Annotated in this window: 14 protein-coding genes; 7 read left to right on the top strand and 7 right to left on the bottom strand. The window is 65.1% G+C overall.

Features of this window, described 5'->3' with window-relative positions; all coding sequences use genetic code 11:
- Positions 1-387: 387 nt before the first annotated feature.
- Complete coding sequence (locus tag AC0L3S_RS19310; RefSeq protein WP_007601607.1) at positions 388-1,116, top strand: Crp/Fnr family transcriptional regulator; 729 nt, start codon at positions 388-390, stop codon at positions 1,114-1,116.
- Here AC0L3S_RS19310 and AC0L3S_RS19305 read toward each other — a convergent pair.
- Positions 1,113-1,889, bottom strand: coding sequence for a cyclase family protein (locus AC0L3S_RS19305; protein ID WP_473280476.1), 777 nt, complete (start codon positions 1,887-1,889; stop codon positions 1,113-1,115). The genes AC0L3S_RS19310 and AC0L3S_RS19305 overlap by 4 nt on opposite strands.
- Before the next feature lie 323 nt (positions 1,890-2,212).
- Here AC0L3S_RS19305 and AC0L3S_RS19300 point away from each other — a divergent pair, with 323 nt between their 5' ends.
- The 4 genes from AC0L3S_RS19300 to AC0L3S_RS19285 are packed head-to-tail and all read left to right on the top strand — an operon-like array spanning position 2,213 to position 5,905.
- Positions 2,213-3,184 (top strand): TRAP transporter substrate-binding protein, encoded by a 972-nt coding sequence (locus AC0L3S_RS19300; protein ID WP_085349491.1) that lies wholly within the window; start codon positions 2,213-2,215, stop codon positions 3,182-3,184.
- A gap of 58 nt (positions 3,185-3,242) precedes the next feature.
- Positions 3,243-3,791, top strand: a complete 549-nt coding sequence (locus tag AC0L3S_RS19295) for a TRAP transporter small permease (RefSeq protein WP_026232817.1) — start codon at positions 3,243-3,245, stop codon at positions 3,789-3,791.
- On the top strand, positions 3,782-5,074 hold the full coding sequence (locus AC0L3S_RS19290; RefSeq protein WP_473280474.1) for a TRAP transporter large permease: 1,293 nt from the start codon (positions 3,782-3,784) through the stop codon (positions 5,072-5,074). Before AC0L3S_RS19295 ends, AC0L3S_RS19290 begins: the two co-directional genes overlap by 10 nt.
- 24 nt (positions 5,075-5,098) lie before the next feature.
- Entirely contained in the window at positions 5,099-5,905 is an 807-nt protein-coding gene (locus AC0L3S_RS19285; RefSeq protein WP_473280471.1) for an SDR family NAD(P)-dependent oxidoreductase, read from the top strand.
- Positions 5,906-5,914: 9 nt separating this feature from the next.
- On the opposite strand, the gene AC0L3S_RS19280 is transcribed toward AC0L3S_RS19285, so the two are convergent.
- The 4 genes from AC0L3S_RS19280 to AC0L3S_RS19265 are packed head-to-tail and all read right to left on the bottom strand — an operon-like array spanning position 5,915 to position 10,184.
- Positions 5,915-6,613 (bottom strand): molybdate ABC transporter substrate-binding protein, encoded by a 699-nt coding sequence (locus tag AC0L3S_RS19280; RefSeq protein ID WP_473280469.1) that lies wholly within the window; start codon positions 6,611-6,613, stop codon positions 5,915-5,917.
- A complete protein-coding gene (locus AC0L3S_RS19275) occupies positions 6,610-8,745 on the bottom strand; it encodes a xanthine dehydrogenase family protein molybdopterin-binding subunit (protein WP_473280467.1) in 2,136 nt (711 codons plus the stop codon). Before AC0L3S_RS19275 ends, AC0L3S_RS19280 begins: the two co-directional genes overlap by 4 nt.
- Positions 8,742-9,212, bottom strand: coding sequence for a (2Fe-2S)-binding protein (locus tag AC0L3S_RS19270; protein WP_473280465.1), 471 nt, complete (start codon positions 9,210-9,212; stop codon positions 8,742-8,744). Before AC0L3S_RS19270 ends, AC0L3S_RS19275 begins: the two co-directional genes overlap by 4 nt.
- Before the next feature lie 15 nt (positions 9,213-9,227).
- Positions 9,228-10,184, bottom strand: coding sequence for a tripartite tricarboxylate transporter substrate binding protein (locus tag AC0L3S_RS19265; protein ID WP_473280605.1), 957 nt, complete (start codon positions 10,182-10,184; stop codon positions 9,228-9,230).
- A gap of 252 nt (positions 10,185-10,436) precedes the next feature.
- On the opposite strand from AC0L3S_RS19265, the gene AC0L3S_RS19260 reads away from it, so the two are divergent.
- Together AC0L3S_RS19260 and AC0L3S_RS19255 are read left to right on the top strand one after the other, a co-directional pair.
- Positions 10,437-12,527, top strand: coding sequence for a molybdopterin-dependent oxidoreductase (locus AC0L3S_RS19260; RefSeq protein ID WP_473280463.1), 2,091 nt, complete (start codon positions 10,437-10,439; stop codon positions 12,525-12,527).
- 135 nt (positions 12,528-12,662) lie between these two features.
- The gene (locus tag AC0L3S_RS19255) at positions 12,663-13,445 is read left to right on the top strand and encodes an enoyl-CoA hydratase/isomerase family protein (RefSeq protein ID WP_473280460.1); all 783 of its coding nucleotides are present in this window, start codon (positions 12,663-12,665) and stop codon (positions 13,443-13,445) included.
- A 153-nt stretch (positions 13,446-13,598) separates the two neighbouring features.
- Here AC0L3S_RS19255 and AC0L3S_RS19250 read toward each other — a convergent pair whose 3' ends face one another.
- On the bottom strand, positions 13,599-14,027 hold the full coding sequence (locus AC0L3S_RS19250) for a GlcG/HbpS family heme-binding protein (RefSeq protein ID WP_473280456.1): 429 nt from the start codon (positions 14,025-14,027) through the stop codon (positions 13,599-13,601).
- Positions 14,020-17,031 (bottom strand): FAD-binding and (Fe-S)-binding domain-containing protein, encoded by a 3,012-nt coding sequence (locus AC0L3S_RS19245; protein WP_473280453.1) that lies wholly within the window; start codon positions 17,029-17,031, stop codon positions 14,020-14,022. The genes AC0L3S_RS19250 and AC0L3S_RS19245 overlap by 8 nt, the downstream gene beginning before the upstream one ends.
- Positions 17,032-17,062 lie beyond the last annotated feature (31 nt).

The raw sequence follows: 17,062 nt of genomic DNA, 5'->3' as shown, positions 1-17,062 counted from the left end.
TGAGCATCTTTGTCGTGGCAATCTTTGTCACATTCGCCGGGGCACTGGTCTGGGCAGATCGGCAAACCAGTCCAGGCCGGCTCAAGTCAGACGTCAAGCGTCCTAGCTCCTGAGAATCACGATCGCATTTTGCGGCGCCCGCGGCGCGGGCTATGCCGTCCGAACTTGGCAGGGTTGGCAGCGCCTCAACGCAAGGCGGCGTGCGGCGCCTGCAACTCTGCATCGACCGGGACGCATTGGCTCATCCTGCGGCTGCCGGCTCCGCACCTGACCGCGGCATTTTCGCCGCGTTTGCCTCAAATCGAGAGCATGCTTTCCGGTTGAAAAACTGGGCTACACTGACTACGCAGGGACCCCAGTGCCTCGCAGTCTTAGGAGCCCAGTGGCGTGCCTCAGGACAAGACCGGCGACGACCCCCGACAAGCGGCGGGGAATAAATTATCGGTCCTGCGCAAGCACCCGATCTTTGCGGATCTGGAGCCGGAGGCGCTGGATCAGCTCTGCCGTTACGCCAAGCACACCACGGTGAAGCGCGGCGCGACGATCGCTGCCAAGGGCGATCCCGGCAACAATCTGTTCGCGGTGATCACAGGGACGGTGAAGATTTCCTCTTCGTCGCCCGACGGCCGCAACGCCATTCTCAATCTGATCGGTCCTGGAGAGATCTTCGGCGAAATCGCGGTGCTCGACGGCGCCCCGAGGTCGGCCGATGCGACCGCCAACACTAATTGCGAGCTCTACATCATCGATCGCCGGGACTTCCTGCCGTTCGTGAAGAGCCAGCCGGCGCTCGCAATGAAATTCATCGAGCTGCTCTGCGCGCGCCTGCGCTGGACCAGCCAGCAGGTCGAGCAGGTGATCCTGCAAAATCTGCCGGGCCGGCTCGCGAGCGCGCTGCTCGGCCTCACCGAAGAGCGCAAGTTCGACTCCGGCAGCGGCACGCTTGCCATCACGCAGCAGGAGATCAGCGAGATGGTGGGGATGACGCGCGAGAGCATCAACAAGCAATTGCGCGCCTGGGCGGGCCGCAACTGGGTTCGCCTCGAGCACGGCGCCATTGTCGTGCTCGACATGGATGCATTGCGCGAACTCGCCGAGAGCGGGCTCGACAGCTAGCTGTCGATGATCGCGACGGCGCGGGTCCAGCCCGCGGAGGCCCGCTCGATCTTCACCGGAAAGCACGAGACCGTGAACCCGGTCGAAGGCAGCTGGTCGAGATTATGCAGCTTCTCGAGATGACAATAGCCGATGTGCCGTCCCGCCTTGTGGCCTTCCCAGATCAGGCCGGCATCTTTCGTTTCGGCATATTTCTTCGCGGTGTGGACGAACGGCGCGTCCCAGCTCCAGCCGTCGGTGCCGGTCAGCCGCACGCCGCGTTCGAGCAGATACATGGTGGCCTCATAGCCCATGCCGGAGCCTGAGCTGACATAATCGGCTTGGCCGAACTTGGCGCCGGCGCCGGTGTTGACGACGACGATCTCCAGCGGCGACAGCGCATGCCCGATCCGGCTCAACTCCTTCTCGACGTCGTCGGCGCTCGCCACGTAACCGTCGGGGAGATGCCGGAAGTCGAGCTTCACGCCGGGCTGAAAGCACCATTCCAGCGGTACCTCGTCGATCGTCCATGACGGCTCGCCGCGATTCATGGTCGGATGGAAGTGCCAGGGCGCATCGAGATGCGTGCCGTTATGGGTCGACAGCGAGACCTGCTCGACGGCCCAGCCTTGGCCGTCCGGCAGGTCCTGTGCCGTGAGGCCCTCGAAGAACTGCAGCATCCGCGGCAGACCCTGCTGGTGATCGATGTACTGGATCGCCGGGTGATTGCCCGGCGGATCGGCCGTCACGTCGTTTCTGAGCGGCACGGAGATGTCGATCAGCTTCCGCGGCATGGGCATTCCTCGGGATGGTCGGTTTGTTTCGCAGCATCTTGAGGGGGCCGCACCGGCGTCGTCAAGCAACGCCCATGAATGCTTCCCGCGCCAGACGACCAGATGATTTCGGAAAAACTGGACGATGGGCCGGTTGTCTGCCCAAAGCCGGCTTGATCCATCGATGCAACTCTAGCATTGATCGATGCCGGATTTAGCTTGGACAGAGAATGCCGCGCGCCCTAGGGACGACAATGGCGCTTGACTTCACACCGGAAGTGGAGCGACCCAAGGCGGCCCGCAGCATCTGCCCAACGACATAATCAACTCAGGAGGAAGCTCAGATGAAGATACTTACCGGCGTCATCGCAGCCGCTCTGCTGGCGGTCTCAGCCCCCTTGGCGACCGCACGCGATTTCCGTTCCGCCGACATCCATCCCGCCGATTATCCGACCGTCGAGGCCGTCAAGTTCATGGGTAAGCAGCTCGCAGCGGCGAGCGGCGGCAAGCTTGGCGTCAAGGTGTTCCCCAATGGTGCGCTGGGCTCCGAGAAGGACACCATCGAGCAGCTCAAGATCGGCGCACTCGACATGATGCGGATCAACGCATCGCCCTTGAACAACTTCGTGCCGGAAACCATCGCGTTGTGCCTGCCCTTCATCTTCCGGGACACGCAGCACATGCGCACCGTTCTTGACGGGCCGATCGGCGACGAGATCCTGGCGGCCATGGCGCCCGCAGGCCTGATCGGCCTCGCCTATTACGACAGCGGCGCCCGGTCCATCTACACCGTCAAGGCACCGATCAAGTCGCTCGCGGACGTCAAGGGTCTGAAAATTCGCGTCCAGCAATCCGACCTTTGGGTCGGCATGATCCAGAGCCTCGGGGCCAATCCGACGCCGATGCCGTATGGCGAGGTCTATACCGCTCTCAAAACCGGTCTGGTGGACGCTGCCGAGAACAATTGGCCGTCTTACGAGTCCTCGCGCCACTTCGAGGCCGCCAAGTTCTACAACGTCACCGAGCACTCCCTGGCGCCCGAAGTTCTCGTGATGTCGAAGACGGTCTGGGACACGCTGAGCAAGGAAGACCAGGCGATGGTCCGCAAGGCGGCCAAGGAATCGGTGCCCGTCATGCGCAAGCTCTGGGACGAGCGCGAGCAGGCGTCCCGCAAGACGGTCGAAGCGGCCGGCGTTCAGGTCGTGACGATCGCCAACAAGGCGGAATTCGTCGACGCGATGAAGCCGGTGTACGACAAGTTCGCGGGTGACGAGAAGCTGAAGAGCCTCGTCAAGCGTATCCAGGACACGAAGTAAGGCCATAGCGTCGGTCCGGCGCGCCGACTGGCGACGCCGGACCCGCAAGGAGACCCGGATGACAGACCCTCACGTCGCAGACCACGAACTGGACGTAGCCGGACGCCCGTCCACCGGCCTGCTGTCCCGGATCAATGCTCCCGTCGCCCGGCTAGGCATGTATTTGTCGGTGACCGGGCTGCTCGTCATCGTCACCATCGTCTTCTACCAGGTGTTCGGACGTTACGTGCTCAACTCCAGCCCGACCTGGACGGAGAACCTTGCGTTGGTTCTGATCCTGTATGTCACGCTGATCGGCGCTGCCGTCGGCGTGCGCGATGCCGGACATATCGGCATGGATAGTTTGCTGGTGATGCTGCCGGATCGCGCGCGAGAGAAGATCGAGCTTGTCATCCACGTTCTGGTGGCCGGGTTCGGCGTCGCCATGGCCTATAACGGCTGGATCCTCGGAGCGTCGGTCGGAACCGTGAAGATCCCCAATCTCGGGTTGCCCGAGGTCATCCGCTACGTGCCGCTGATCGCCTCCGGCGTCCTGATCGTCTCCTTTTCAATCGAGCACATCATCGCTCTCCTGCGCGGCGAAGAGGTCGTCCCCTCATGGAACTGATCATCCTTGGCGCCACTTTTTTCGGCTTCCTGGTCCTCGGCGTCCCCGTCGCCTTCGCGATCGGCCTCTCGGCGATTTGCACCATCTTCTACGAAGGTCTGCCGGTCGCGGTCATCTTCCAGCAGATGATGTCGGGGATGAACATCTTCTCCTTCCTCGCCATCCCGTTCTTCGTCTTCAGCGGTGAGCTGATGCTGCATGGCGGCGTCGCCGACAAGATCGTGCAGCTCGCCAAGAATCTCGTCGGACACATCCGGGGCGGGCTCGGCATGTCGAACGTGGTCGCCTGCACGCTGTTCGGCGGCGTGTCCGGCTCGCCTGTTGCGGACGTCTCGGCGATGGGGGCCGTGATGATCCCCATGATGAAGAAGGAAGGGTTCGACACCGACTACGCCGTCAACGTCACAACCCATGCTTCGCTGGTCGGAGCACTGATGCCGACCAGTCACAACATGATCATCTATGCGCTCGCCGCCGGCGGCAAGGTCTCGATCGGCGCGCTGATCGCCGCCGGCCTCCTGCCGGCGCTCGTACTGATGGTCTGCATGCTGGTCGCGGCGTACGGCGTTGCCGTGAAGCGAGGCTATCCGGCCGGCAAGTTCCCGGGCTGGCCCGCGGTTTTTCGCTCGCTCGCAGCCGCACTGCCCGGCCTTCTGATCGTCGGCATCATCCTGGCGGGTATCCTGTCCGGCGTGTTCACGGCAACCGAATCCGCGGCCGTCGCGGTCACCTATACGATCCTGCTGACGTTCTTCATCTACCGCACCATGACCTTGCCGAACTTCCTGCGGGCGGCGGCCAAGGCCGTGAAGACGACGGGCGTGGTGCTGCTGCTGATCGGCGTCTCCACCATGTTCCAATATCTGATGGGACTTTACGAGGTGGCCGACTTCGCCGGCGAGATGATGAGCAGGGTCTCGACCCAGCCCTGGGTCATCTTCCTGCTCATCAACGTCATCCTGTTCGTGCTGGGCACGTTCATGGACATGGCAGCGACCATCCTGATCTGCACGCCCATCTTCCTGCCGATCGCGATGAAGGCGGGCATGGATCCGGTGCAGTTCGGCATGCTGATGCTGATCAACTGCGCACTGGGGCTGAACACCCCGCCGGTCGGAACCACGCAGTTCGTGGGCTGCGCCATCGGCGGCATCTCGGTGGGTGCGGTGATGCGCACCATCCTGCCGTTCTACGCCGCCCTGATCGCAGCTCTGATGTTCGTGACCTACGTCCCCGCCTTCTCGCTGTGGCTGCCGCGCCTCCTGATGGGCTACAAGGGATAGCAGCAAGGCAGGGAGAATCTATCCGTGACGGACTATCGCAAGCTCTTCGATCTCACCGGCAAGACGGCCGTGGTGCTCGGCGCTGCCTCGGGCATCGGCAAGTCGTCGGCCGAGGCGCTGGCCGGGCTCGGCGCCCGTGTCGTCTGTGCCGATCGCGCGATTGACGCCGCCGAAGCGACCGCGGCCGGCATTCATGAGAAGCGCGGCTGGGCCGAGGCGGCTGTGTGCGACGCGGCGAGCGCTGCTGATGTCAATGCGTTGGCCAAGACCGTGATGCAGAAATTTTCGCGGCTCGACATCGCGGTGACGACGCCCGGGCTCAACATCCGCAAGACCATCCTCGACTACACCGAGGAGGATCTCGATCGCGTCCTCAACCTCAACATCAAGGGCACGGTGTGGTTCTTCCAGGCCTTCGGCCGCATCATGGTCGAGCAGAAGGGCGGCAGCATCATCGCCTGCTCCTCGGTGCGCGCGGTGACCATCGAGCCCGGCCTCGGCGTCTACGGCTCGACCAAGGCCGCGATCGGCCTGCTGGTGAAGGGCTTTGCTTCCGAGGTCGGACGTTCCGGCGTGCGCGTCAACGCGATCGCGCCGAGCATCGCCGAGACCGCGCTGACCGGCCCGTTCAAGCAGCGTCCCGATATCTACAATCTCTACGCCGGCCACACCGTGTTCAACCGCTGGAGCAGCGCCGACGAGGTCGCGACCGCCGTGGCCTATCTCGCCTCGGACGCCGCGAGCTATGTCAGCGGCAGCACGCTGTTCGTCGATGGCGGCTGGACCGCCGTCGATGGTCCCCCGACCGGCCTCACCCAGTTGCACACCTAGGGCGGTTATCTAGCCGCTAAAGCCCGCGCGATGCCGCAGCTCCTTGCGGTCTGCGCCGGTCAGCAACGCGATTAGTGCAGCCGCCTCTTGCGGATGTGCGGCCCGCGTGGTCACGCCGGCCGTGTACATCGTCACGAGCTCGCAGCCCGGCGGCAGCGCTCCTGACAGCGCGATGCCCTCCGTCGCGATGATCTCGGTCGCCTGCGTGCAGCCGATCGGACGGGCGGCGGTGGACGCCGCAAGCTCCCGCATCGCGGTCGCGCCGTTGGTAAAGATCTTGAGGCGCGAAGCGACCTCATAGGCGATGCCGAGCTGATCCAGGACCTTTGCAACGTGCTGTCCAGCGGTCGAGGCCCTGGTGTCCGGAACGAAGATCGCGTCGGCGCTGCGCAGCACGTCGCGCAAATCGGCCTCGGTCTTCACTGCTACCTTGGGATCACGGCTGCGGACAGCGAGCGCGGTCTCGACCCGCCCGACATCTGTGATCGAGGACGGAATGACGAGCTTCTCCTCGGCAAGCTTTGCAAGCAGCGCCTGCGTCAGGATCACCAGATCCGCCGCCGTTCCCGTGCGCAGCTTGTCGGCCATGATGCCGACCGCGCCGAACTCGCCGTCGATGCCGAAGCCGGTCTGCGTCTCGAAGGGGTCGACGAGGCCGCGCACCAGGCCTTGCGCCGCGCCTCCGCTCAAAATGCTCACTGTCGTCACGATGCCTGCTCCATGGCTGCAATGATCTTGTCGCGGGTGATCGGCAGGTCGCGCACGCGTACGCCGAGGCAATCGTAAACGGCATTCGCGATCGCTGCCGTCACCGGGCCGTGGGTGGCCTCGCCGGCGCCGACCGGCTCGATCTCCGGCCGCTGGACGATCTCGACATCCACCATTGGTACCTCGCTGAAGGTGAGGATCGGATAGTCGGTCCAGGACGTCGATGTGATGCGCGTGCGGTCAAAGCGGACACGTTCCTTCAGCACCCAGCTCGTCGCCTGGATCGCGCCGCCCTCGATCTGGTTGATGACGCCGTCCGGGTTGATGGCCTCGCCGACATCGACGGCAAGCGTCAGCCGCTTGACGCGGATGTCATCGGTGCCTTCGATCTCCGCAATCGCGGCGCAATAGGCCCCCGTGTTCTTGTAGCGGGCGAAGCCGACGCCATGACCGATGCCGGACTGCTTCTGCGGTTTCCACTGCGCGCGTCGTGCCGCGGCCCGGATGACGTCCTTCGCGCGTTCGTCGCGCAGATGACGCAGGCGGAACGCGATCGGGTCTTCGCCGCGCAGGGCGGCGATCTCGTCGAGCAGGGACTCGATGGCGAACACATTGCCTTGTCCGCCAAGTGTCCGCAGCGCCGAGGTCCGCACCGGCATGGTCAGCAGCCGGTGGCTCGTGACCGTCCAGGCCTTGAGGTCGTAGAGCGGAACGGAGTTGCGGTCGCCGCCGCCGCCATTGGCCGCGGGCGGATTGGTCGAGATCATGCGCGGCCAGGGATTCGCGATCTCGGATGCGGCAAGCAGCGCGGGCTGCGCCGCGCGTCCCGGCCGCGCCGCGTGGCCGTTGCTCCAGATCGCATGGCGCCAACCGACGATCTCGTTGTCCGCAGCGAGATCGGCCTCGATCTCGATCGCCATCGCCGCGCCGAACGGCGCGTGGGACATCTCGTCGTGACGTGACCATTGCACCCGCACCGGACGGCCGCCGGCAGTCTTCGCCAGCAGCACGGCATCGAGCGCGACGTCGTCGGCGGCATTGTGTCCGTAGCAGCCCGCGCCCTCCATGTGCTCGACGACGATGTTCTCGGCCTGCAGCTTGAGCACGATCGCGAGGTCGGCGCGCAGCAGATAGACGCCCTGGCTGTGCGTCCACACGTGGACACGATCGCCGTTCCATTGTGCCATCGCACAGGACGGTGCGATCGAGGCGTGCGCGATGTAGGGGCGAGTGTATTGCCGGCTGAGGGTGCGAGCAGCTTTCTTTAGCGTTGCCGTCGTGGTCCTGGTGTCGATGACATCAGTCTCGACCGGCTGGCTCTTCAGGAACGCGGCCAGATCATTTTCATCTGGCAGCGGCTCGCCGGCCGACCATGTCGCGCCACTGCGCAAGGTTTTCAGCGCGGCTTCCGCCGCTACCTCGCTGTCGGCGGCCACGCCGGCAAAGCCGCCGTCGCGGACGATCGCGATGAGGCCGGGAACGGCTCGCGTCGCCGTCTCGTCGAGCGCGATCAGCCTGGCGCCCGAGATGTCCGGCCGCAGCACGCGTCCGTGCAGCAAGTCCGGCAGCGGACAGTCGTGAATAAAGCGCAGCCGCGCGAACACCTTGTCGGGAATGTCGACGCGCTGGACCGAATGTCCGGCCACAGTGCGTTTGGCGACAATCTTCGGCGTCGCGCCCGCATTGGCATCGTGGTCGAGCGAGATGTCATCGGCCAACTCCCAATAGCTGGTCCTGACATTGCCCGGGCCCGAGATCGTGCCGTCATGGATCTCGAGCAGTGATGCATCGACGCCCAGACGCTCCGATGCCGCGGTGAGGAAGCGCTGGCGGACCTCGGCACAGGCGTGGCGCAGTGCGCGGCCGGACTGCTGGACCGAAAGGCTGCCCGAGGTGACGCCCTCGTTCGGGCTTGCCGCCGTGGAGGCGCGGATCATCTCGATGCGGCCAATATCGATGTCGAGCTCGTCTGCTGCGATCTGCGCTAGGGCCGTGACGATGCCCTGGCCGATCTCGACCTTGCCGGGCGAGATCGTGACACGGCCTTCGCCGATGAGCTTCACCCAGGATGACAGCTTTGGATTGGCCGCAAGACTAACCGGCAGTGTCAGGGCAGGGGACGGCGCGCTCATGATGTCGCCATCTCCGCGGCCGCCCGCAGCACGGCGCGGACCATGCGGTTGTGCGATCCGCAGCGGCACAGATTGCGATCAAGCGCCGCTTTCACCTCGGCCTCCGTCGGCGACGGATTGCGCTTCAGCAAAGCCGCCGCGCTGATCAGGATTCCCGAGACGCAATAGCCGCATTGCATCGCCTGTTCGGCGATAAAGGCGCGTTGCAGCGGATGCGGCTGCTCCGCTGTGCCGAGGCCTTCCACCGTGACGATGTCCTTGTCCGCGACCGACCACATCGGCAGGTCGCAGGAGGCCATCGCGCGGTCGTCGACCATGACATGGCAGGCGCCGCACTCGCCGGCGCCGCAGCCGAAATGCGGACTTGTGACGCCGAGCCGGCCGCGCAGCACGTCGAGCAGCATCTGATCCGGATCGGTATCCACGGCCGCCGCCGTGCCGTTGAGCTGGAATTGAATCATCGGCATTGTCGCTCTGCGGCCTCAGGACTTGTCGAACTTCTTGACCACGTCGGCCCATTTTTCGATGTCGCCGCGCAGGAACTTGTCGAATTCCTCTGGCGTCATCGACATGGGCGCCGCGCCCTGCGCAGTCCAGAGCTTGACGATGTCGGGCCGCTTCACCATTGCGTTCACGGCGGCATTGAGCTTGTCGATGACAGGTTTCGGCGTGCCGACCGGCGCCATCAGGCCAAGCCAGATCGTGGCTTCGTAGCCTGCGACCCCCGCCTCGATCGCCGTCGGTACGTTCGGCAGCACCGCTGAGCGCTGCTTGCCGGTGGTCGCGAGCGCGCGGACCTGGTTCTCGCCGATGTTCGGCGCCATCGCCGGCACCGCGTCGATCATCATCTGCACCTGCCCGCCGATCACGCCACTGCGTGCCTCGCCACTGTTGCGGTAGGGGACGTGGACGAGATCGATGCCGGCCATGGCTTTGAACAGCTCGCCGGCCATGTGATAGGGCGTGCCCTGGCCGGAGGAGGCGTAGTTCAGCTTGCCCGGCTGCGACTTGGCGAGCGCGACGAACTCCTGCAGCGTCTTCGCTGCGACTTGCGGGTTCACCACGATGACGAGATCGGAAGCGTTCACCGGTGCGATCGGCGCGAGGTCGCGCATCAGCTCGTATTTGCGCTTGTCCGGCGTCAGCAGGGATTCGTTCGCGGTCTGGGTGTTGGACATCATCAACAGCGTGTAGCCGTCGGCGGGCGACTTCGCCGCTTCGACCGTGCCGATGACGCCGCCCGCGCCGGTGCGGTTCTCGATCACGAAGGGCTGGCCAAAACTCTCCTGGAGCGCATTGCCGATCTGCCGGGCCGCGACATCGGCCGGCCCGCCGGCGCCAAAGGGCACGACGATCCGGACCGCATGGTTGGGATAGTCTTGCGCGAGGGACGGGGCTGCGGAGAAGGCGCAGAGCAGGCCGGCGGCGAGCGCCAGCATGAATTGTCGGGCCGTCACACCCACCTCCCTGATGTCGTTCTTGTTGGCCGGCACTGTAGCGGCAGGGGAGGCGGACTGTCGACGCCTCACAAGGCCGATGCTGCCTGGAATATCGGGTGGTTTTCGGTGTGGCGGCGCCGTTCTTCGCGGTCGCGGCAGGAACCGGCGGCGCACGCGGTCTGAGCAAATCGCATGGGCGTTGCCGGATAAATACCCTCGGCTGACAGGTATTTTGGTGTTACCAAACTGGACATGAACCAGCACGCCAAGATCGAAATCCGCCATTCGACCTGTCCGCACGATTGTCCGTCGGCCTGTGCCCTCGATGTCGAGGTGATCGAGGGACGCAGCATCGGTCGCGTCCGCGGTTCGAAAAAGCAGACCTATACGGCCGGCGTAGTCTGCGCCAAGGTCGCCCGTTATGCCGAACGCATCCATCATCCCGAAAGGCTGATGTATCCGCTGCGTCGCACCGGGCCGAAGGGCTCCGGCCAATTCGCGCGGATCAGCTGGGACGAGGCGCTGGACGAGATTGCGGATCGCTTCAACCAGGCCGAGCGCGAATTCGGCGCGGAGTCGGTCTGGCCCTATTACTACGCCGGCACGATGGGGCTGGTGATGCGCGATGGCCTCAACCGCCTCACGCATGTGAAGAAATATTCGCGGTTCTATCAAACCATCTGCGCCAATGTCGGGCGCATCGGCTTCGCGATCGGCACCGGCAAGATCGCCGGCGTCGATCCGCGCGAGATGGCGCTGTCCGATCTCGTGGTGATCTGGGGCACCAACCCCGTCAACACGCAGGTCAACGTGATGACGCACGCCGCCCGTGCCCGGAAGGAGCGCGGCGCCAAGATCGCAGCCGTCGACATCTACGACAACGAGACCATGAAGCAGGCGGATATCAAGATCATCCTGCGGCCAGGCACCGACGGCGCGTTCGCCTGCGGCGTGATGCATGTCCTGTTCCGCGACGGCTATGCCGATCGCGCCTATATGGACAAGTACACCGATTGCCCTGGCGAACTCGAGGCGCATCTGAAGACGCGCAACCCCGAATGGGCGTCCGCGATCTCAGGTGTGCCGGTGGCGGAGATCGAGGCTTTTGCCAAACTGGTCGGCGAGACCAAGCGGACCTTTTTCCGGCTCGGCTATGGCTTCACCCGCTCGCGCAACGGCGCGGCGCAGATGCATGCCACGAACTGCATTCCCGCGGTAACCGGCGCTTGGCAATATGAAGGCGGCGGTGCCTTCTTCAACAATTACGCGCTGTGGCACTTCAACGAATCCATCATCGAAGGTCACGACGCCATCGACCCAACTATCCGCGCGCTTGACCAGTCGCAGATCGGCCGCATCCTCACCGGCGATTCCAAGGCCCTGCTCGGCAAGGGGCCGGTCAAGGCGATGCTGATCCAGAATACCAACCCGATGACGGTGGCGCCGGAGCAGGCGCTGGTCCGTCAGGGTTTTGCGCGCGAGGATCTGTTCGTCGCGGTGCACGAGCAGTTCATGACCGAGACGGCCGAGATGGCCGACATCGTGCTGCCGGCGACGATGTTCATGGAGCATGACGATCTCTATTACGGCGGCGGCCACCAGCACATCTCGGTCGGACCGAAGCTGATCGACCCGCCCGGGGAATGCCGCTCCAACCACGAGGTCATGCAGGCGCTGGCGCCGCGGCTTGGCGCCAGGCATCCGGGGTTCGAGCTGACGCCGCGTGAATTGATCGACGCGACGCTGAAGCTGAGCGACCACGGCGACATTGCCGGCCTCGAAGCGGATCTCTGGCGCGACCTGCAGCCGGACTTCCGCACGTCGCATTATCTGGACGGCTTCGCCCATGCCGACAGGAAATTCCATTTCAAGGCCGATTGGGCGCATCCGCCGTTCGGCCAGAAGATGGGTGACTTCGACAAGATGCCGTCGCTGCCGGACCATTGGGCGGTGATCGAGCATTCCGACCAGGCCCATCCGTTCCGGCTTGCCACGAGCCCGTCGCGCAGCTTTCTCAACACCACCTTCAACGAGACGCCGTCCTCCCAGGCTCGTGAGGGCAAGGCGAGCGTGATGATCCATCCCCTGGATGCGGCGGCGCTCGACATCGCCGATGGCGATGCCGTGACGCTCGGCAACACCCGCGGCGAGACCACGCTGATCGCCACGCTGTTCGAGGGCGTGCGACGCGGCGTGCTGATCGCGGAGTCCGTTCATCCCAACAAGAACCATATCGGCAACCGCGGCATCAACATGCTGACGGGCGCGGACACCATTGCGCCGATTGGCGGCGCTGCATTCCACGACAACAAGGTCTGGATCAGGAAAGCGGTTGCGGCCTGAGCCGCACACGCTTCGATCGCCTGCAAGTTTGTGTCGAGGCGCTAAAGCGGCGCCGTGCCGCAGTTTGTCCTTGCACCTTCGGCCCGAGCTGCCGCAAATGGCCGCTAAACGGGAGCCCAAGGAAGCGAGCGTGCCATGACCGACACCACAGCCGTGATCACCGAGAAGCGCGGGCAGGCGCTCTGGATCACCATCAACCGGCCCGAGAAACGCAACGCACTGAACGGCGAGGTCATCGCCGGCATCGCACGCGGCTATCGCGACGCCCATGACGACAAGGATGTCCGAATCATCGTGCTGACGGGGTCGGGCGACAAGGCGTTCTGCGCCGGTGCGGACCTGCAGAACTCCGGCGCGGCTTTCGCGATGGATCATTCGAAGCCGAATGTCGACTATGCCGATCTGTTGCGCTTGTCGCAGAACGCGACCAAGCCCGCGATCGCGCGCGTTGGCGGCGTCTGCATGGCCGGCGGCATGGGCCTGCTCTGCATGGCCGACATGGCCCTCGCCGCCGATCACGTCATCTTCGGCCTGCCGGAGGTCAAGGTCGGCGTGTTCCCGATGCAGGTGTTGAGCCTGTTGCAGTCCATCGCTCCACCTCGCCTCATCAACGAATGGGCGCTGACCGGCGAGCCGTTCGACGCGAAAGCGGCGCAGGGAGCGGGCCTGCTCAATTATGTCGTGCCCGCGCCCGAGCTGGATGCCAAGGTCGACTGGCTGATCGGCCGTATCGTCGACAAATCCCCGACCGCGATCCGGCGCGGCAAGTACGCGATGCGCGCCATCGCCTCGATGTCGTTCGACGAGAGCATCGCCTACACTGAAAGCCAGATCGCGCTGCTCGCGATGACCGAGGACGCCAAGGAAGGGCTGAAAGCGTTCAGCGAAAAGCGCAAGCCGGTGTGGACGGGACGGTGAGGTTCGATGTCGTCCTGGCGAAAGCCAAGATGACGCCGGAGAGGCCGTGAACGATCTTGTAGCCCGGATGGAGCGAAGCGTAATCCGGGACCGCGGTACCTCCAGCGCAAACCCCGGATTGCGCTTCGCTCCATCCGGGCTACGGAAGAGACCTCACCCCGCGTTGGCTTTCAACCCCGCGGCCTGGATGCCCGCCACCGCGCACGCCTCGTCATTGTCCGACGTGTCGCCGGAGATGCCGACGGCGCCGAGCAGCGTCGTGCCGTCCATGATCAGCACGCCGCCGGGGACCGGCACCAGCGCGCCCTTGGCCATGGTGTTCACGGCGTCGATGAAATAGGCCTGCTCCTGCGCGCGCTGGAAGAGAGCGCGTGAGCCCATGCCCAATGCGAGCGCGCCATAGGCCTTGCCGTGCGCGATCTCGGCGCGCATGAGGCTGGTGCCGTCCTGCGCCGCGGCGATCTTGAGCACGCCGCGGGCGTCGAGGACGGTGACGACCAGCGGCTTCAGCTTCAGCTCGGTGGATTTCGCGAAGGCGGCGTCGAGGATCTTGCGGGCGGTGTCGAGGGTGAGGTCAGCCATGGCTGGTTTCCTTTTCAACGGGAGGGGTTGTGGATTGGGTTTCGGCACGATCAAGGCTCATAGCCAGCACGCGCGCGACGTGAAGCGCCTGGCGCTCCGCGCCGTCGTTAATCTGGTGCCGGCAAGAGGTACCGTCGGCAACGACGAGCGTATTCTGGTCCGCGCGCCGCACGGCGGGTAGCAGCGAGAGCTCGGCCATCTCGATCGAGGCATCGTAGGTTTCCGCGCCATAACCGAAGGCGCCGGCCATGCCGCAGCAGCTCGACTCGATGGTCTCGACCTCCAGGCCGGGGACGAGGCGCAGCACCTGCTCGACCGGTTTGAACGCGCCGAAGGATTTTTGATGGCAATGGCCGTGCACCAGGGCCTTGTCGGCGACGGTGCCGAGCGGCAGTTGCAGCCGGCCGGCCTCGGCCTCCCGCACCAGGAATTCCTCGAAGGTCAGCGCGTGGGTGCCGACGGCCTTGGCGTCGTCGTCCTTTCGCAGCGAGGCGAGTTCGTCGCGCAGCGTCAAAAGGCAGCTTGGCTCGAGCCCGACGATCGGGACGCCGCGCGCGGCAAAGGGCGCGAATGTGGCGACGAGACGATCGAGCTCGGACCTGGCTTCGTCGACGAGGCCGGCGGACAGGAAGGTGCGGCCGCAGCACAGCGGACGGCCGCCGCTTGCTAGCTTCGGCAGATGCACGCGATAGCCGCCGGCTGCGAGCACCCGCAACGCGGCCTCGAGGTTTTCGCGCTCATAGATGCGGTTGAAGGTGTCGGCGAACAGCACGACCTCGCGGCCGGTTTCCGGCCCGACCGCTTCGGCCGGCGGCACGAACACGTCGCTCCGGAAGGCGGGGAGCGCGCGGCGCGCGCTGATGCCGGCAAAGCGCTCGAACAGCTTTCGCAGCAGCGGGCTGCGGTTGCGCAAATTCGCCAGCGGCGCGAGGCGCGACGCGAGGCCGGCATAGCGCGGCAGATAGCCGACCAGGCGATCGCGCAGGGGCAGGCCATGCGAGGCGGCACGCGCGGCGAGCACCTCGATCTTCATTTTGGCCATATCGACGCCGGTTGGGCATTCGTGACGGCAGGCCTTGCAGGACACGCAGAGCTTTAACGTCTCCATCATCTCGTCGGAGGAGAGTGCACCCGCGCCAAGCTGGCCGGAGATCGCGAGCCGCAATGTGTTGGCGCGGCCTCGCGTCACGTCCTTCTCGTTGCGCGTCGCGCGGTAAGACGGGCACATCACGCCGCCCTCGAGCTTGCGGCAGGCGCCGTTGTTGTTGCACATCTCGACCGCGCCCTGAAAGCCGCCGCCGGCCCCGGGATAAGCGGACCAGTCGAGCTTTGTCTTGAGCTCGACGACGCGATAATCGGGCTTGAAGCGGAACAGCGAACGATCGTCCATCTTCGGTGCGTCGACGATCTTGCCGGGATTGAGCACGCCATCGGGATCGAAGCGTTGCTTAACCTCCCTGAAGTCGGCGACCAGGCGCTCGCCGAACATGGTCTCGTGGAATTCGGAGCGCACCAGGCCATCGCCGTGCTCGCCGGAATGCGAGCCCTTGTATTCGCGCACCAGTTCGAAGGCTTCCTCGGCGATGGCCCGCATCGCCTTGACGTCCTTCTCCAGCTTCAAATTCAGCACGGGCCGCACATGCAGGCAGCCTTCGGAGGCGTGAGCATACATCGTGCCGCTGGTGCCGTGCTTGGCGAACACCTCGCTCAGCCGCGCGGTGTAGTCGGCGAGATGCGGCAACGGCACGGCGCAGTCCTCGACGAAGGAGACCGGCTTGCCCTCCTGCTTCATCGACATCATGACATTGAGGCCGGCGGCGCGGAAATCGGCGATCCCGCTCTGGAGCGCGGGCTCGGTGATCTCCACCACGCCGCCCCATTTGCGCTTGTCGTTGTTCCAGCCGAAGCCGAGATCGCCCATCAGCTCGCCGAGCTGCTTCAGGCGCACGAGGTTGTCCGCCTGATCCTCCTCGGCGAACTCGACCACGAGCACCGCATCCGGATCACCCTTGATCGCGGCGGAGATGATCGGCCGGAACATCGCGATGTCGCGGCCGAGCGCCAGCATGGTGCGGTCGACCAGCTCGACCGCGATCGGCTTCAGCTTGACCAGATGCTGGGCCGCGTCCATCGCCTCGTAAAAACTGCCGAAATGGCAGATGCCCAGCGCCTTGTTGCGGATCACGGGCCACAGCTTCAGCTCGACCTTGGTGGTGAAGGCAAGCGTGCCCTCGGAGCCGACGAGAAGGTGGGCCATGTTGTTGCGCGCATTGCGCGGCACCAGCGCATCGAGATTGTAGCCGCCGACACGGCGCTGCACCTTTGGGAAGCGCGCGGCGATCTCCCCGGCCTCGCGGGCGCCCAGATCGAGCATGTCGCGGAACAGGGCGCGCGCGCCGGCGTTCGCATCGAGATCGGAGAGATCGCGCGACACCTCGCCGTATTGGCTCAGCGTGCCGTCGGCGAGCGCGGCCTCCATCGACAGCGTGTTGTCGCGCATGGTGCCATAGCGCAAGCTACGGCCGCCGCAGGAATTGTTGCCCGCCATGCCGCCGATGGTGGCGCGCGACGCCGTGGAGACGTCGACCGGAAACCAGAGGCCGTGTTTCTTCAGTGGGCGGTTGAGGTCGTCGAGCACGATGCCCGGCTCGACCACGCAGGTGCGCCCTTCGACGTCGAGCGACAGGATCCGGTTCAGGTGCTTCGAGAGATCGACCACGAGGCCGTTATTGACGGTCTGGCCGCATTGCGAGGTGCCGCCGCCGCGCGGGGTCACCTTCAGTCCCTCGTCGCGCGCGATCGCCAGCGCTCGCAAAGCCTCGTCCATGGTGCGCGGCACCACGACGCCATAGGGCATGATCTGGTAGAAGGAAGCGTCCGTGGCGTAGCGGCCCCGGCTGAAAGCGTCGACCAGGACGTCGCCGGTGATCTCCCGGGCCAGACGGGCCGCGATGCCGTCCTTTTTGGCCGATTCCTGTGATTTCCCGGGCACTTCCGCTGCCATGGTCCGCTCTTGCCTGTTCGCCGCCCCCGTC

It is taken from the genome of Bradyrhizobium sp. Ken01, from assembly GCF_055807355.1.
The sequence above is the reverse complement of the archived record's forward strand: the minus strand, read 5'-3'. Positions and strand labels throughout refer to the sequence as shown.

Coding starts and splice junctions, on each gene's coding strand:
- AC0L3S_RS19265 (WP_473280605.1), bottom strand. CDS start 10,184: ATGCTGGCGCTCGCCGCCGGCCTGCTCTGCGCCTTCTCCGCAGCCCCG.
- AC0L3S_RS19255 (WP_473280460.1), top strand. CDS start 12,663: ATGACCGACACCACAGCCGTGATCACCGAGAAGCGCGGGCAGGCGCTC.
- AC0L3S_RS19275 (WP_473280467.1), bottom strand. CDS start 8,745: ATGAGCGCGCCGTCCCCTGCCCTGACACTGCCGGTTAGTCTTGCGGCC.
- AC0L3S_RS19295 (WP_026232817.1), top strand. CDS start 3,243: ATGACAGACCCTCACGTCGCAGACCACGAACTGGACGTAGCCGGACGC.
- AC0L3S_RS19290 (WP_473280474.1), top strand. CDS start 3,782: ATGGAACTGATCATCCTTGGCGCCACTTTTTTCGGCTTCCTGGTCCTC.
- AC0L3S_RS19300 (WP_085349491.1), top strand. CDS start 2,213: ATGAAGATACTTACCGGCGTCATCGCAGCCGCTCTGCTGGCGGTCTCA.
- AC0L3S_RS19245 (WP_473280453.1), bottom strand. CDS start 17,031: ATGGCAGCGGAAGTGCCCGGGAAATCACAGGAATCGGCCAAAAAGGAC.
- AC0L3S_RS19250 (WP_473280456.1), bottom strand. CDS start 14,027: ATGGCTGACCTCACCCTCGACACCGCCCGCAAGATCCTCGACGCCGCC.
- AC0L3S_RS19305 (WP_473280476.1), bottom strand. CDS start 1,889: ATGCCGCGGAAGCTGATCGACATCTCCGTGCCGCTCAGAAACGACGTG.
- AC0L3S_RS19270 (WP_473280465.1), bottom strand. CDS start 9,212: ATGCCGATGATTCAATTCCAGCTCAACGGCACGGCGGCGGCCGTGGAT.
- AC0L3S_RS19260 (WP_473280463.1), top strand. CDS start 10,437: ATGAACCAGCACGCCAAGATCGAAATCCGCCATTCGACCTGTCCGCAC.